Here is a 16,661-nt window from a genome sequence, read left to right on the forward strand (position 1 = left end):
TTCAAGGCCAAAAACACTAAACTTTATGAAGCAGTTTTATAAAATAGGATATCTCATACTATTGTTATTGTCAATAAGTGTCAATGCACAGGAAGCCGAAGCACCCGTTTCTACAGGCGGCCCTTCAGCTGAAGATTTGGCCAAACAATTGGCCAATCCCGTTGCTAATCTTATTAGCGTGCCTTTTCAAAATAATTTCGAATTCAATGTGGGCCCCAATGAGGGCTTTCGTTACAATTTGAACATTCAACCCGTACTGCCATTCACTTTAAATGAAGATTGGAACCTGATTAGTAGAACCATCGTGCCCTTTATTACACAAACAGATGTGTTTTATGACGGGAGCTCAGCCCACGGGGTTGGCGACATTGCGCAAAGCTTTTTCTTTTCTCCCAAGGCCCCAACCAAAGGAGGTCTTATTTGGGGAGCTGGCCCTATTTTTCTGTTGAATACTGCCATGGAAGATGCTTTCGGACTCAATACTTGGGCTGTTGGCCCCAGTGCCGTAGTGTTAAAATTAAACGGACAGCTTACCTATGGTGCCCTAGTCAACCATATGTGGTCCTACGCAGGAAAGGGAGATGACGTTAGCGCCTCTTTTTTTCAGCCATTTTTCACCTATGCTACGCCCAACGGAGCTTCCTATACCATAGCCTCCGAAAACACCCAGAGCTGGCACAACAAAATCTTTGGTGGGTTTATAGGCGTCTATTATGCCAAAGTGATACAAATATCCAAGCAAACAGTGCAACTAGGTGGAGGACCAAAAGTTTACTACGGTAATAATCCATTGAATCCTAGTTTTGGTTTTAGACTAAATGTCATTTTACTGTTTCCCAAATAATTCAAAATCCTAATGAAACAGACCCTTACATATCTTGTCATTTTCTTAATGTTTGGGTCTTTATATGCGCAAGAGGAACCAGATTTGATGGGTCTGGACAGTACCGTCGATGCGCCTGAACAAGCGTTATACACAGACCAAAGTGTTGCATATCCAGATTGGAGACTGAAACGATTCAAGATTTCGGCTGGCCTGTTTTTTCCATGGAACGATACCGAAGTTAGGGTTGGCAGCACCAATTTCGATGACTTTGGAACTACTATTAATTTGGAAGACGACCTCGGTTTTGAGAAAACCACCTTTTCCTTTTTTGCAAATGCCGAATGGCGTATTTCCAGACGCTCACGCCTGGCCTTGGATTTTTTCTATTTAAACAGAAAATCGACCTATACCCTAGAAGAAGAAATAGAATTTGGTGACAACGTATACCCCGTAGATGCCAATTTGGAAGCCTATTTCAACATGAATATCTACAGGCTCTATTACAGCTATACCATCTTTGCAAAACCCAAATATGAGATTGGCGCCTTGATTGGTGCCCATGTATTGTTTACCGATGTGGGTATTAAAGCAGATTCTGGAAATGTAGAAGCTGAACTCAATGACAGTTTTGATTTTATTGCACCCGTCCCCGATATTGGGGTTTGGTTTGACATCCTGTTGTCCCAACGCTTTTCATTATATACCAATATTAATTATCTAGGACTGACCATTGATAATATCAAGGGCCGCATTTTCAGTTCCAATGCTACATTGGCCTACCAACTATACAAGGGATTGAGCCTGAAAGCTGGTTTTACAAGTTTGGACATCAAGGTGGAGACCACCCGAAAACATTTGGATGGCTATTTTAAATGGGGCTATAACGGACCAACCTTTACGGTCAATTATGCGTTTTAGCAAGTCAGCTAATTTCTAATATAAAAATGAAAGCTAAAAGAATAATGAAGAGCTACCTAATCATAAAATTAAGCCAACAAGTGGAACAATATGGTTATATCCACCTCTTCATAATTCTATGTCTTCTCTTCAATCACTCCAACACCTATGCACAAGAAGAAAAAGCCGAAGATTCCCTCCCCAAATGGAACATCGGGTACAGCAGTAAAGGATTTGAATTGAAATCCAGCGACGACCTCTACAAGCTACAAATACAAAGCAGATTACAGTTCAGATTTGCGACACCAGACGACCAAGACCCCATCACCTTTGATGATTATGATGAAGAAGGTACACACCTATTTAAAATTAATCGTGCTAGATTAAAAGTGGGTGGTAATGCCTACAGAACTTGGTTAAAATATTATTGGGAATACGACATGGTAAACTCCAACCTTTTAGACTTTAGGGTCATGGTTGAAAAGTGGAAATGGCTTAGTTTGAAGTTTGGGCAATGGAAATTAGAATATTCTCGTGAACGACGCATTAGTAGTGGTGAACAACAATTGGTAGACCGCTCCATCATTAACCGCCCCTTTACGGTAGATCGTCAACAAGGAGTTGAACTCTATGGGCGCTTGGATGGAAAATCACTTTTGGATTTCAGTTATTGGGTAGCAGTGCTTACCGGTACAGGAAGAGGACACAGTACCAATGATGATGCACATTTCATGTACTTTGGAAGATTGCAATGGAATCCGCTGGGTGAAGATATGGGCTTTAAAAGTAGTGATTTGGACTTCCATACCAAACCTGCGGCCATCATAGCCATTGCCGGTGTTACCAATAGAAGCCCCTACACCCGATTTTCCTCTTCTGGAGGAGGAGAGCTCCCCGGTTTTGAAGATGCTGAAAACGGCCAATATAGAGTGGAACAATACAATATAGAGACTGCCTTTGTCTACAAGGGTTTTACATGGCAAAGTGAATGGCACCACAAAAAAATTAAAGATATGTACAACGATGAACCCAATAGACTTTTGAGTGGGTTCTATGTTCAGGCAGGATATTTTCCCCAAGGGAGTATTTCATGGTGGCCAAAACCACTAGAGATAGCGACACGGTATTCTACATATCACCCAGATTCGGTATTGGATCAAGATCATCAGGATGAGTTCTCTTGGGCCCTCAATTGGTTCTTCAGAGGTCATAAAAACAAGTTAACGGCAGAAGTCAGTCATTTTGACTACGAACGATTTGACCAACAAATTGATAAAAAATGGCGATTTAGAGTTCAATGGGAGGTTTCTTTCTAATAAAACCGCTATGTACTTAAAAGTTTGACCTTAGACTCAAAGCCGTTTCATTGGCTTAATTTCGCCACGAATACACAAATATTTATATCTTTTAATAGTATTACATTCGTGAATTTGTGGTCTCGCAGCATTTTCAGAAGCTAAAGCGAGATATACTAAAGCTCATAATTCAACCTATTTTTTAGACGAATATATTGAACAACAACGCTGTCAGAATTTCAAACCGTATACAAACCCCAGACCAAAAATATCATACACATCTTTGTATATATAATTGAAACCTACCGAGAGTTCCCAATTATGTTTTTCCAAAAGTATAAACTCCGAACCTAAACGGACAATCCCCAAGGTTTCATGGGCATCGGTTTCTAAACCACCTCCCAAAGACACCGTCAATCTAGGCAAGGCTTCCCAAGTACCAGCCAAAGATAATACGGTAGCATTTTCACGCTCTAGGAAGTCTCCTTCACTATTTTCAACATGTAAATTCACAATTTCCACATCATTATAAGTACCAATAGCCCATCGCTCAGAAATCCAATACTCATAGGAAAACCCAAAGGTTGGCGCTATGATGACTTCCTTTTCTCCGGTATCAATATCCCGTCCTTCAGGAATCCAAGAATAGCCTGCATAAAATGCCAATTTGTTACGGCGAAATTCCTCCTCTTCCTCTAGCTCCATTTCAACCTCAACTTCCATAGTTTCCTCAGTTTCTTGGGCCAAAGTAGGAATTGCCAAAAGTAACATACTGAACATCCATATGCTTCTTATAATTCCAAATCGTAATGCTGTGTCCATAAGTGCCTCGATTTTAAAAGTTAAACTGCTCATTATTAACATTTAAAGTTACAGAATTTAATTTACTAACAAACACTTTTTCAGCAGCTTATGACTTTTCCCCATAAAAAAACCCTGTCCGAATAAAAGGGACAGGGTTAAAGCACTATATATGATTTATAGGAATTCTACATGTTCCTATTGTAAACTCGCTAGACTGGCTTTTAAAGTTTCAATCTTTGCCAAAGCATCGGCTTCCTTCTTCTTTTCTGAAGCCACTACCTGTTCAGGCGCATTGCTTACAAAACGCTCGTTGGATAGTTTTTTCTGAACCGATCTCAAGAACCCTTCAGTATAGCTTAGCTCGTCGGTCAACTTTTTAATTTCAGCATCTACATCTATACTTCCTGCCATTGGCACAAAGTATTCGTTGGATTTCACTCGAAACGTCAAGGCACCTTCTACAGCTTCCTTCACATATTCAATTGCCTCCAAATTCCCTAACTTTTGAATGATAGCATCGAAGGTTGTGCTGGTGTTTCCGTTGTTGATTACAGAAAAACCAATGGCATCTTTAAAGGCGATGTTCTTTTCTTTTCTGATGTTTCTAATTCCCGAAACCACTTCCGAAGCAAAATCAAACTCAGCAATCAATGTCTCGTTTACCGGTTTAGCTTCTGGCCATTTTGCTACAATTAAAGCCTCTTCTGGAGTACGCTCTGCAATATAATGCCAGATATCTTCCGTTAAAAATGGCATGAATGGATGCAAAATCTTCAAGTTATCTTCAAATGCAGCGATTAATGCCTTATAAGTTGCAGCATCTACTGGCTTTTGATATGCAGGCTTCACGATTTCCAATAACCAACCAGAGAAATCATCCATGATTAATTTGTAAATCGCCATCAAGGCATCGCTTAAACGATACTTGCTAAAGTGATCTTCAATTTCAGTTAAGGCTTTTTGGAACTTAGAGGCATACCAGTCTAAAGCAATTTTGCTTGATTCCGGCTGAGGAATGCTTTCATCAATGTCCCATCCATCAATTAAACGGTAGGCATTCCAGATTTTGTTCCCGAATCCTTTTCCTTGCTGACACAAAGCTTCGTCGAACAATAAATCGTTACCAGCAGCACTACTCAACAATAATCCCACACGAACACCGTCGGCACTGTACTCTTCAATCAGTTTTAAGGCATCTGGAGAGTTCCCTAAAGATTTACTCATTTTACGACGTTGCTTATCGCGAACAAGTCCAGTTAAGTACACGTTGTTGAATGGTCGTTCACCTTTATATTCGTAGCCGGCAATAATCATTCTCGCTACCCAGAAGAATAAAATATCCGGCCCAGTAACCAAATCATTTGTTGGGTAATAGTATTTTATGTCCTCGTTTTCAGGATTGCGAATACCGTCGAATACACTCATTGGCCACAACCAAGAAGAGAACCAAGTATCTAAAGCATCCGTTTCCTGACGTAGATCTTCAGCTTTTAAATTAGCTTTTCCTGTTTTTTCAACAGCTAATTTTAGCGCGTCTTCAGCGGTTTCGGCAACTACAAAATCCTCTTTTCCGTCACCGTAGTAATAGGCAGGAATTTGTTGTCCCCACAACAACTGGCGCGAAATATTCCAATCGCGGATGTTTTCCATCCAGTGGCGATAGGTATTTTCGAATTTCTTTGGGAATAATTGAATATCGTTATCTTCACCCAAAACCGCTTCGATAGCTGGTTTCACCAATTCTTCCATTTTCAAAAACCACTGATCGCTTAAACGAGGCTCGATAACGGCTTTAGTACGTTCTGAAGTTCCTACTTTATTTACGTGAACTTCTGTTTTTACCAAGGCTCCGGTTTCTTCCAATTCTTTGGTAATGGCCTTACGCACTACAAAACGATCTTGACCTTCGAAATGCAATCCATAACTATTAAGTGTTGCATCTTCATTGAAGATATCAACTACTTCTAAATTATGCTTATCACCTAACACCTTATCGTTTTCATCGTGTGCAGGCGTTACTTTTAAACATCCGGTACCAAATTCAACATCTACATAGTCATCTTCAATAATTGGAATCACACGACCACAAATAGGAACAATGGCCTTTTTACCTTTAAGGTGTGTAAAACGCTCATCTGCTGGATTGATACAGATGGCAGTATCTCCAAAAATAGTTTCGGGACGCGTGGTTGCAATGGTTAAAGTATCCTCGCTACCTTCAATTTTATAGTTTAAGTAATACAGATTCCCTTGTTTTTCTTCGTAGATTACCTCTTCATCAGACAAGGTTGTTTTTGCTTCCGGATCCCAGTTTACCATACGATAACCACGGTAGATCATGCTTTTATTGTACAAATCAACAAACACCTTTATTACGGCTTCAGACATGTCGTCATCCATCGTAAACTTGGTTCTGTCCCAATCGCAGGAACATCCTAACTTTTTAAGCTGCTCCAAGATCACACCACCATATTCATGCGTCCAATCCCAGGCATGCTTTAAAAACTCCTCGCGAGACAAATCGTTTTTATCTATCCCCTGCTCTTTCAACTTGGCCACAACTTTTGCCTCGGTAGCAATAGACGCATGGTCGGTACCCGGTACCCAACACGCATTTTTACCTTGTAAACGCGCACGACGGATTAAAACATCTTGAATCGTGTTGTTCAGCATATGCCCCATGTGCAAAACCCCTGTTACGTTTGGCGGCGGAATTACAATGGTGTAAGGTTCTCTTTCATCGGGCTCTGAATGAAAATAGTTGTGTTTCATCCAGTAATCGTACCACTTTTGCTCTACCTCTGTGGCTACATATTGTGTTGGAATTGCCATATCCTAAGTATCTTATTTTCTCTGTTATTTTGACTTCCAAAGGCCTTCACTAAGTATTTTTTTCATTGAAAATCCCTCTTAAAAACATAGCCTTTGGTACTGTTTTTGTGTATGAACTGACAAAAGTACTTATATTTCTTTTTTCGTGAAATTATTAGACCAAATAATCCCCTTGTTTTAAGCTTGGTGAGCGTTAACAATAGTGTAATACGTCTAATTAATTTTGCTGAATGCCAAAAAGTAAGTAGTTTTGACTATCAATTTAAATTTTAAGTGATGAAAAATTTAGTACTGATTTTATTCGTAGGCCTTGTAAGCCTTGGTGCCATGGCACAAGAAAAAGTAGCTAAGATTGAATTTAAGACCACAACTATAGACTACGGAACTATTGAAAAAGGTTCGGACGGTGTACGCGTATTTGAATTTACCAATACAGGAAATGCACCTTTGATCATTTCTAACGTGAAGTCCACTTGTGGTTGTACTGTTCCTAAAAAACCAGACGGACCAATTATGCCAGGGGAAACAGGGGAAATCTCTGTAAAATACGACACCAATAGAGTAAATCCAATTAGAAAAACCATTACAGTAACTTCTAATGCGGACACTCCAACGGTAGCCTTAAAAATTAAAGGTTTAGTTGTAGACTCTAGCAAAAACAGTGTTCTAGAGAAAAAGGACAAAAGCGTTATGGAACAATAAAAACGTTACTTTAACAAACTAAAAAACTCCCTTATCAGGGAGTTTTTTTAGTTTAATAGGCTTTCTAACTTAAATTTAAAAACCATGGACTTTCCTCCGCGGTCCACCACCAATTTAATGTTGGTTTCCTCCTCGTCATAAAACCGCTGACTCAACTCTTGCAAAGTCATGGTATGGGTTCCTTTATTGTTAATGGACAAAATAACATCGCCCACCAACAAGCCCGCTTTAAAGGCCGGAGAATCCTCCCGCAATTCAACAATGGTATAAGCTGGTTTTAAAGCAAACTTATAAATTGTATTGAACATGACCCTGTTGGAAGCATTCTTTTCGCTATCCTCAGTAGCATAGTCAAAAACTGGTTCTTCCTCCTTAATAACCCGCACCCCATTTTGTTCCAGCACAATGCCGCTTTTGTTATAATGAAACGGCTTCTTGAAGTTCCCGTTTTTTTTAATGGTCATTTTAAAATTGTGGTAATCCAAAACTATGTTGAAGCGTTTGAGCAATTCCCCTGAAATACTCCCGTTACGCTCTTTAAAATTCCTAGCCTCGGAAATTGCCACCGAATCGGGAAATGCCACATTAACTCTCTTTAGGTCAAACCCGCTGAGGGTGAATCGTCTTACCTTGGAGCGTTTGCCATGAATATTTCCACTAAGTCCCTTTCCTAAAAAGTCCTCAAAGAAATTATCATCCTGGGGCAATATTTGTTGAGAGGTATCCTCAAAAAGCCACAAGGCATCACTACTTCCCGTATCCACCAATAATTTCACCGGTATTTCAACGGAATCCACACACACCATTGCATCTATATATGGCTTGTTCTTAAACAAAACCAAGTCTAAAGTCTCACAGTTCTTACATTTTTTATAGACATAGGTTTCGGGCTTATGAAGTTTTAAATATTTAGAGCTATAGTTAATTTCCACAATGAAGTCCTTAAAAACATCATAGCCTATAATACCGTGGATACTTACTCCCAATCGCGGAGTGAAATTGATGGAATTGTCAAAGACCACATAAATATCCTGATTCACGTTAACCGCATCTCCTATTTTAAGCTTATTGTGGTTGGATTTTAGCGCCTCAATTTCACCATCTCCCCCAAGGCCTCTAAGATAAATGCGCTCACCGTTATTGATATGCAAAGAATCCGAAAGATTGAAAATATTGAAGAGAATGGGCTTGCTAACTCCAGAGTCCAACAAAAATGACAATTCCACCCCATTAACCTCCACAGGAATGATAATTAAGTTATTTATTAATTGAAATTTAACCTTGACATTATCTCGGGAAGGCATGTTAAAATTACCCTGGGCATTTAGGTTTATACCCAGCGTTAAGAAACACCATATAAAAACCCACCTAATTCGCATATTAACTAATTGACTATATACAATTTACAACCTTTTGAGATATTATCATTTTTTATGGTTTGTTTTTAAAAAAACTTTAAGATAATTTTCAGACCTTTGCCCTCTAAAATCAAGAAAACAATGCCATCTATTTCAAAAAAAGGGCATGAAATGCCTGAATCCCCTATACGAAAACTTGTTCCTTACGCAGAGCAAGCCTATAAAGACGGAAAAACTGTCTATCACCTAAACATTGGCCAACCCGATATCAAAACTCCTGAAGTTGCGTTGGATGCCGTAAAGGTGCATTCATTGGATATTTTGGCCTATACACGCTCTGAAGGTTCTGAAGGGTACCGCAAAAAAATTGCAGACTACTACGAAAAAAACAATATTCACGTAAAACACGACGATATCATTGTAACCACCGGAGGTAGTGAGGCCCTTATGTTTGCTTTCGGAAGTATAATGGACCCAGACGATGAGATCATTATTCCAGAACCTTTTTACGCCAACTATAATGGCTTTTCAAAGGCTTCTGATATTAATATTGTGCCTGTTATTTCTAAAATAGAGGACAACTTTGCTTTACCAGCCATTGAGGAGTTTGAAAAATTGATCACTCCAAAAACCAAGGCCATCTTAATATGTAACCCTGGAAACCCTACTGGGTACTTATACTCAAAGGAAGAAATCCAACAATTGGCACAAATAGTCATTAAGCATGACCTCTTTTTAATTGCCGATGAAGTTTACCGCGAGTTTGTTTATGACGGTAATGCGTTCTATTCCATTATGCAGGAAGATAGCATAAAGGACCATGCCATAATGATCGACTCGGTTTCCAAGCGCTACAGCATGTGTGGTGCCAGGATTGGATATTTGGTTTCAAGGAACAAAACCGTTATTCAAACCGCTTTAAAGTTTGCCCAAGCACGTTTAAGTCCTCCAACTTTGGCGCAAATTGCCAGTGAAGCGGCCCTTAACACGCCACAGAGCTATTTTGATGATGTGAATGAAGAATATGTACATCGTCGTAATACACTTATCAGAGAATTGGAAAAAATAGAAGGTGTAAAGGTAGCCAAACCCAATGGAGCATTCTACTGTATTGCAGAACTACCTATAGAAAACGCCGATAATTTTGCACAATGGCTTTTGGAAAAATTTGATGTTGATGGCGAAACCGTAATGGTGGCCCCTGCCGCAGGGTTCTATTCTACCCCAGGTGTTGGTCTTAACCAAATACGCATAGCTTACGTACTTAATGAAAACAGTCTTGTCAAGGCTGTAAACATATTGAAAGAAGCCCTAAAAGTTTACAATAGCTAAATGCTTATAGAACAAAATATATCCCTAAAGCCCTACAACACTTTTGGCATTGATGTTTCTGCTCACCACTTTGTGTCCGTGGCTTCATTGGAAGCTCTCAAAAGTGTTTTGGTAAACAACCAAGATTCCAAACCATTTATTTTGGGGGGCGGCAGCAATATGCTTCTTACCAAAGACATAAAGGATTTGGTAATTCATGTCAATTTAAAGGGAATAGAAATTGTTGAAGACAAGGACAACCATGTTTTAGTAAAGGCCTATGCTGGGGAAAACTGGCATGAGTTTGTACTATGGTGTTTAGACCGTGGTTTTGGAGGTGTAGAAAACCTGTCCTTGATACCGGGAAATATAGGAACGGCACCTATTCAAAATATTGGTGCTTATGGTGTAGAACTAAAGGACGTGTTTGAAAGATGCGAAGCTATTGACATCAACACCCAGGAGCTTGTAAGTTTTTCAAAGGAAGAATGTCGGTTTGGATATCGCGAATCCTATTTCAAGCAGGAAGCTAAAGGACGCTTTATCATTTGTAGTGTCACTTTAAAATTAACCAAAGAAAAGCACAATCTTCGCACTGAATATGGAGCCATTAAAGGGCAATTGGAACAAGACAATATTACAACGCCAAGTATTAGGGACATTTCCAATGCCGTAATAGCCATAAGGGAAAGCAAACTGCCCAACCCCAAAGAAATTGGCAATAGCGGTAGTTTCTTTAAAAACCCTGTGATTTCAAAAGAGCATTTTAAACAATTACAGGAAAACTTCCCAAACATACCAAGCTATGTTGTCTCTAAAGAGAAGGTTAAAGTGCCTGCGGGATGGCTTATTGAAACCGCTGGATTTAAGGGAAAAACCTTTGGAACCTATGGAGTCCATAAGCAACAGGCTTTGGTTTTGGTAAATTATGGTGGTGCGAAGGGCCAAGATATTTTGGAACTTGCACAACTTATTCAGGACACTGTTCAAAGACTTTTCGGAATCGCTATAGAGATGGAAGTCAACATTATATAAAAGAAGCCCCGATCTTTCGGGGCTTCCCTTCTATAGTAAATGTAATTGCGCTATTAACCTTTATCTGTTTAGGAAAGAAAACATTTTAACTATAGTATCTTTTAAAAGGTTTTTCAGCAATGTTTGTAATAGTAATATTTTGCTATTTTTACTACCTTTATTTATATACGTTTTAAAGAAGACTTTTAGATGTCACTGAAGTACTCTTAAAACCTTAATACACAAACCTTTTGAGCACATCTATTGAGCAGCATATTGTCGAACTTTTAGAAAAAGAAGACAAAACCGCCATAAATTTACTCTATAAATATTATAGCGATAGTCTTTATGGTGTCATATTAAAGGTCACAAACGATGAAGAACTTGCACAGGATGCCCTCCAGGAAACCTTTGTGAAAGTTTGGAAAAACGCTAAAAAATACGACCCCAAAAAAGCAAAACTGTTTACTTGGTTATACCGAATTGCCAGAAACACAGCCATCGACAAATTGCGAAGTTTCAACAATCGGTTTGAAAAGGAAGTCCAAATCGATCAATCCAACGTATATATATTACCAACAGCAAGTTTAAACCAAGATGTCCTTGATTTGAAAGAGCACGTTGGAAGATTGGACGAGAAGTACCAGATTGTATTGAAAGCCTTATTTTTTGAAGGCATGACGCAGCAGGAAGCCAGTGAAGAACTGGACATTCCCTTAGGTACCATAAAGTCTAGATTAAAAATTGGACTTAGAGAATTGAAAAAACTTTATGTTCATTAATGCAAAAAGCAATGGAAACAACATTACAATCTTTCTTGAAGTCTGACCTATTGGATAAGTACATCCTAGGAACAGCTGATGCTTCGGAGATTTTAGAAGTAGAACATTTTATTTCCAAATACCCAGAAGCCCATGACGAGTACATTAGATTGCAGGACAATTTAGAAATCCTTGCTAAATCCAATGCTGTTGAAGCTCCCCAGTTCATTTTGGATTCCATTCACAAAACCATCGAAAAAGAGGAAATCAAAAAGGAGACACCTGTTATCAGTTTGACACACACCCATGTAAGACGCAAAAAAACTTGGTATCGCTATAGTATTGCTGCAAGCATCGTAGCCTTTATCTTTGCTAGTGCCGCATTTTTACTGTACCAGCAGAACATCCTTTTAAAACAGGAAAACCAAGTGGTTGTGGATGAAATATTTGATTTGAGAAATGACATCCACGATAACAATGAAAAACTGGACAACCTCATGAGGCAATTCATGAAACTGAACAACCCAGAAACTGAAAAGTACGTGTTACGTGGCAATGATAGAGCTAAAGACTTAAAAACTGTAGCCTACATTAATGCCGTAGACAAAACCTCCATGATTGACGTAGTCTCCCTTCCACAACTACCGGAAGACCAGACCTATCAAATTTGGGCCGAATTACAGGGAAAAATGGTTAACCTAGGTATTTTGGACGCTTCAGACCGCAAATTAAAACCAATTCCTTATATGGAGGATGCCTTAGGACTTAGCATTACCATAGAACCCAAGGAAGGCCATGGCAATACTGCTTCCGCAGAAAACGAAGTCGCTGAAATCTCTTTGAAAAACAATTAAATAATTAATTGTACAGAAATAAAAACCTCGGATGTTCCGAGGTTTTTATTTTTTATTCCAATTCCACATCAGGCTTTTCAAAAAGTGCTTTATGAATAAAACCTGCCACTACGGCTCCCAAAATAGGCGCTACCCAAAACATCCATAATTGAGATATATAAGCCCCAGTTGCAAACAAGGCCTGACTCGTAGATCGGGCTGGATTTACTGAGGTATTGGTGATGGGAATACTGATTAAATGAATCAATGTTAAGGCTAACCCAATCGCTATAGGTGCAAATCCTTTAGGAGCTCTCTCATTGGTACTTCCCAAAATGATCAATAAGAAAAATAGGGTAAGTATAAATTCGGCCACAAACCCAGATAGCTTGGAATAGCCTCCTGGAGACAACTCTCCATAGCCATTGGCTGCAAAACTCCCCACGTCTGTAAAATTGGGCTGTCCAGAAACAATGATATACAACACTCCCGCAGCAGCAATGCCCCCAATAATTTGAGCAGCAAGATAACCAACCAAATCTTGAGCAGGAAATTTTCCTCCAGCCCACAACCCAAAAGTTACCGCCGGATTAAAATGCCCCCCGGAAATATGACCAACAGCAAAGGCCATGGTAAGCACGGTGAGTCCAAAGGCCAAAGCCACTCCTGCAAACCCAATACCCAAATCAGGAAAAGCGGCTGCAAAAATGGCACTGCCGCACCCTCCAAAAACCAACCAAAAGGTTCCAAAAAACTCAGCAAGTATTTTTTTCATAAGTTATAGTGTTAATAGTTAGTGTTTTAAATTTAACATTATTTTTCTTTCCATGTAACCTCTTGACACAAAATCCCCAAACAAACTACCAACAGTTGTTAACATCTGCCTGTAGAATTAGTCAGTTTACATCAAAATCTTTACCTTTGCAGAAACTTTTTACGCATGAAATTGTTACTCATTACACTAATCCTTTTAGGATTGGGAATCGCAGGAATTGCCATAAAAATATGGGCTAAAAAGGATGGCAAATTTGCCGGGACATGTGCTAGCCAAAACCCAATGCTTAACAAAAGTGGTGAAGCTTGTGGTTTTTGTGGAAAGACCCCAGACCAATTTGATAACTGCAACGAACCTCAACACTCCTAATTTTTAATGCTGATATTTGATATCCTATTCTACAGCTTTATTGTAGTTATCATTGTTCAAGCGTTTTATTATTTAGGGATTTTTCAAAAGTTTTCTTTTTCAAAAGCACCAAAAGGCTCCCCGAAGAGTTTTCCGGTATCGGTGATCATCTGTGCTAAAAATGAAGCGCAGAACCTTAGAGAATTCCTTCCTTCCATACTGCAACAGGACTACCCCAATTTTGAAGTGGTTCTTATCAACGATAGTTCCAATGACGACACATTGGAAGTCATGGAAACATTCAAAACCACCTATGACTTCATTAAAATTGTAGACGTTAAAAACGTTGAAGCCTTTTGGGGCAACAAAAAATATGCGCTTACCCTAGGTATAAAAGCCGCAAAAAATAAACATCTATTATTTACAGACGCCGACTGTAAGCCGGTATCCAACCAATGGATTACAGAAATGTGCAGTCAATTTTCAGATAGTAAAACCATTGTGATTGGCTATGGGGGCTACCAAAAAATTAAAGGGTCACTGCTTAATAAACTCATAAGGTACGAAACCCTTTTAACCGCAACACAATATCTTTCTTACGCAAAAATTGGGATTCCCTATATGGCCGTTGGAAGGAACTTGGCTTATAAAAGCGACACCTTTTACGAAGCCAGAGGTTTTATGAGCCATATCGACCTTAATTCTGGAGATGACGACCTATTTGTAAATGAAATTGCAACATCTGACAATACCGCTGTATGTACCTCCCCTGATAGTTTTACACTTTCAAAACCAAAAACCACTTTTAGCAGTTGGATTTTACAAAAACGCCGCCATGTAAGTACTGCCCAACGCTACAAAACCGAACACAAAATTGCCTTGGGTCTATTTTATGTTTCTCAATTTCTTTTTTGGTTATTAGCCATTCTATTACTGTCTTTTCAACATGAGTGGATTGTTGTTACTTGTTTGGTAGGCTTACGTTTTGTGATAACCAGCACCATTCTAGGCCTGTCTGCAAAAAAGTTGAATGAAACAGACCTTATAGTGCTATTTCCTTTCTTGGAGTTGTTTTTAATTGTGGCACAATTCTTTATATTTATAAAAAATCTAATCGCAAAACCTCATCATTGGAAGTAAAAGAAGCCATTGAAAAAGCCAAAAAAAATGACCAAATGGCATTCAATTTTTTGTTGGACACTTTTTGGAACGATGTATATGGCTTTCAATTGAAACGTACCGAAAATGAAAACGATGCTGAAGATATTAGCATTCAAACATTTTCAAAAGCCTTCGACAAAATAGACACTTATGATGACAATTACGTGTTTAAGACTTGGCTTATCGCCATTTCAAAAAACATTCATATTGATTTGTTGCGCAAACGAAAATCATCCATCACAAGCACCACAGCCCATGATGATGAAAATGAGTTTTACAATATAGTTGACGAGTCCCCTTCCCCCGAAGATAAGCTTATCACCGAACAGAATTTAGCCAAACTTTTAAGAGACATAAAAAAGCTAAAGCCTCATTACCAAGAAATTATCAACCTTAGATATTTTCAAGAACTGAGCTACAAGGAAATTTCAGAACAACTTCAAGAGCCCATTAACAATGTTAAGGTGAAACTCTTGCGGGCAAAAAAACTATTGGCAGAAATCATCACTAAAAAATAATGCCCTTCGATGTTAAAAAGCTAGGTCCGGGGTTACTTTTTGCTGGTGCAGCAATAGGCGTATCACATTTAGTACAGTCTACCAGAGCTGGCGCCGATTACGGCTTTGGACTTGTTTGGGCCTTATTGTTGGTGAACCTTTTTAAATATCCTTTTTTTCAATTTGGACCTCGCTATGCCATGGCTACTAGGGAAAGCCTTTTGGATGGCTACAAAAAACTGGGCAAAGGTGTACTTTTCACATACACAATGGTAACATTGGCTTCCATGTTCACCATTCAAACAGCAGTAACAATTGTTACCGCTGGATTGGCCCACAACCTCTTTGGAGACCTTATTTCCTTAGAAATGTGGACTGTGATTATTCTTTCAATATGCGTTATTATTCTTTTAAAAGGAAGATACAACTTTCTAGACAGGATAATGAAAGTAATTGTCGTCACCCTAACTATTAGTACTCTTATTGCTGTTGGACTAGCATTTACCGACAATTCAAAATCTATTTCCTTTTTTCAAATACTCCCAAAAAACCATTTGGAAATAGGCTTCCTAATAGCCTTTATGGGATGGATGCCTGCTCCATTGGATATTTCCATATGGCATTCCTTATGGACCATTGAGAAGAACAAACAGGTTAAGGGACTAACCGTAAAATCCTCTTTATTTGATTTCAACATTGGTTTTTTGGGAACCATTCTCATAGGATTGGGATTTTTAGCCTTAGGAGCTTTCGTCATGCACCAAAGCGGAGTTTCATTCAGCTCAAAAGCGGGTGAATTTTCAAATCAATTAATCACTATGTATTCCAAACATATGGGAGCATGGACCTATCCCATCATAGGAATTGCAGCTTTAACAACCATGTTCAGTACCACACTTACTACTATGGATGCCTCACCTCGTTCCATGGCACATAGCATAAAGCTTCTATTTCCGAAAACGCAGATGAAGGGATATTTTAGTTGGATGCTCCTTCTACTTTTTGGAACCATTTTTATCTTTTTCTTTTGGGCTTCAGAAATGGGTCTGCTTATCCAAATTGCGACTATACTTTCCTTTTTAACGGCGCCATTTTTCGCGATTGCCAATTATGTTCTTATCTGTAGTAAACATACACCAAAAGAATGGCGACCTTCCACCTTTATTCATATTTGGAGCCTATTGGGGATTGTTTTTCTTATAGGTTTTAGCGCGTGGTATCTTAGTACGATATAGCAAGGTATTACA

At 38.9% G+C, this 16,661-nt stretch carries 16 protein-coding genes; 12 read left to right on the top strand and 4 right to left on the bottom strand.

Annotated features, from left to right (window positions below; translation table 11 throughout):
- The first annotated feature begins 25 nt into the window (after nucleotides 1-25).
- Genes ZA05_RS01890 through ZA05_RS01900 form a run of 3 tightly spaced genes read left to right on the top strand, consistent with a single transcriptional unit; the run spans nucleotide 26 to nucleotide 3,039 of the window.
- The gene (locus tag ZA05_RS01890) at nucleotides 26-844 is read left to right on the top strand and encodes a hypothetical protein (RefSeq protein ID WP_197276036.1); all 819 of its coding nucleotides are present in this window, start codon (nucleotides 26-28) and stop codon (nucleotides 842-844) included.
- A 12-nt stretch (nucleotides 845-856) separates the two neighbouring features.
- Nucleotides 857-1,744, top strand: coding sequence for a hypothetical protein (locus ZA05_RS01895; protein WP_053990163.1), 888 nt, complete (start codon nucleotides 857-859; stop codon nucleotides 1,742-1,744).
- A gap of 44 nt (nucleotides 1,745-1,788) precedes the next feature.
- Nucleotides 1,789-3,039: an OprO/OprP family phosphate-selective porin gene (locus ZA05_RS01900; RefSeq protein WP_082333651.1), complete on the top strand. Its 1,251-nt coding sequence runs from the start codon at nucleotides 1,789-1,791 to the stop codon at nucleotides 3,037-3,039.
- Nucleotides 3,040-3,249: 210 nt separating this feature from the next.
- On the opposite strand, the gene ZA05_RS01905 is transcribed toward ZA05_RS01900, so the two are convergent.
- Together ZA05_RS01905 and ZA05_RS01910 are read right to left on the bottom strand one after the other, a co-directional pair.
- Nucleotides 3,250-3,873 carry a hypothetical protein gene (locus ZA05_RS01905; RefSeq protein ID WP_157514490.1) on the bottom strand — a complete coding sequence of 208 codons (624 nt, stop codon included), beginning with the start codon at nucleotides 3,871-3,873 and terminating at the stop codon, nucleotides 3,250-3,252.
- A gap of 144 nt (nucleotides 3,874-4,017) precedes the next feature.
- Entirely contained in the window at nucleotides 4,018-6,654 is a 2,637-nt protein-coding gene (locus ZA05_RS01910) for a valine--tRNA ligase (protein ID WP_053990165.1), read from the bottom strand.
- A gap of 276 nt (nucleotides 6,655-6,930) precedes the next feature.
- Here ZA05_RS01910 and ZA05_RS01915 point away from each other — a divergent pair, with 276 nt between their 5' ends.
- Nucleotides 6,931-7,356: a DUF1573 domain-containing protein gene (locus ZA05_RS01915; RefSeq protein ID WP_053990166.1), complete on the top strand. Its 426-nt coding sequence runs from the start codon at nucleotides 6,931-6,933 to the stop codon at nucleotides 7,354-7,356.
- Between the two features lie 47 nt (nucleotides 7,357-7,403).
- Here the strand turns inward: ZA05_RS01915 and ZA05_RS01920 are convergent, their stop codons facing one another.
- Nucleotides 7,404-8,660, bottom strand: a complete 1,257-nt coding sequence (locus ZA05_RS01920; protein WP_231632400.1) for an aspartyl protease family protein — start codon at nucleotides 8,658-8,660, stop codon at nucleotides 7,404-7,406.
- A 195-nt stretch (nucleotides 8,661-8,855) separates the two neighbouring features.
- Between ZA05_RS01920 and ZA05_RS01925 the strand changes: the two genes are divergently transcribed.
- From ZA05_RS01925 to ZA05_RS01940, 4 genes are all read left to right on the top strand, one after another.
- On the top strand, nucleotides 8,856-10,046 hold the full coding sequence (locus tag ZA05_RS01925; RefSeq protein WP_053990168.1) for a pyridoxal phosphate-dependent aminotransferase: 1,191 nt from the start codon (nucleotides 8,856-8,858) through the stop codon (nucleotides 10,044-10,046).
- On the top strand, nucleotides 10,047-11,060 hold the full coding sequence (murB, locus tag ZA05_RS01930) for a UDP-N-acetylmuramate dehydrogenase (RefSeq protein WP_053990169.1): 1,014 nt from the start codon (nucleotides 10,047-10,049) through the stop codon (nucleotides 11,058-11,060).
- Nucleotides 11,061-11,290: 230 nt separating this feature from the next.
- Nucleotides 11,291-11,821 (top strand): RNA polymerase sigma factor, encoded by a 531-nt coding sequence (locus tag ZA05_RS01935; RefSeq protein ID WP_053990170.1) that lies wholly within the window; start codon nucleotides 11,291-11,293, stop codon nucleotides 11,819-11,821.
- 11 nt (nucleotides 11,822-11,832) lie between these two features.
- Entirely contained in the window at nucleotides 11,833-12,654 is an 822-nt protein-coding gene (locus tag ZA05_RS01940; RefSeq protein ID WP_053990253.1) for an anti-sigma factor domain-containing protein, read from the top strand.
- Between the two features lie 52 nt (nucleotides 12,655-12,706).
- On the opposite strand, the gene aqpZ is transcribed toward ZA05_RS01940, so the two are convergent.
- Nucleotides 12,707-13,408: an aquaporin Z gene (aqpZ, locus tag ZA05_RS01945; protein ID WP_053990171.1), complete on the bottom strand. Its 702-nt coding sequence runs from the start codon at nucleotides 13,406-13,408 to the stop codon at nucleotides 12,707-12,709.
- A 165-nt stretch (nucleotides 13,409-13,573) separates the two neighbouring features.
- On the opposite strand from aqpZ, the gene ZA05_RS01950 reads away from it, so the two are divergent.
- Genes ZA05_RS01950 through ZA05_RS01965 form a run of 4 tightly spaced genes read left to right on the top strand, consistent with a single transcriptional unit; the run spans nucleotide 13,574 to nucleotide 16,649 of the window.
- On the top strand, nucleotides 13,574-13,777 hold the full coding sequence (locus ZA05_RS01950) for a membrane or secreted protein (protein WP_053975984.1): 204 nt from the start codon (nucleotides 13,574-13,576) through the stop codon (nucleotides 13,775-13,777).
- 6 nt (nucleotides 13,778-13,783) lie between these two features.
- Nucleotides 13,784-14,896, top strand: coding sequence for a glycosyltransferase (locus ZA05_RS01955; protein WP_053990172.1), 1,113 nt, complete (start codon nucleotides 13,784-13,786; stop codon nucleotides 14,894-14,896).
- Entirely contained in the window at nucleotides 14,887-15,435 is a 549-nt protein-coding gene (locus ZA05_RS01960) for an RNA polymerase sigma factor (protein ID WP_082333645.1), read from the top strand. Before ZA05_RS01955 ends, ZA05_RS01960 begins: the two co-directional genes overlap by 10 nt.
- Nucleotides 15,435-16,649 (top strand): Nramp family divalent metal transporter, encoded by a 1,215-nt coding sequence (locus ZA05_RS01965; protein ID WP_053990174.1) that lies wholly within the window; start codon nucleotides 15,435-15,437, stop codon nucleotides 16,647-16,649. Before ZA05_RS01960 ends, ZA05_RS01965 begins: the two co-directional genes overlap by 1 nt.
- The last annotated feature ends 12 nt before the right edge of the window (nucleotides 16,650-16,661 follow it).

Origin of the sequence: Mangrovimonas sp. TPBH4 (assembly GCF_001280505.1) — a bacterium.
GTDB lineage: Bacteria > Bacteroidota > Bacteroidia > Flavobacteriales > Flavobacteriaceae > Mangrovimonas_A.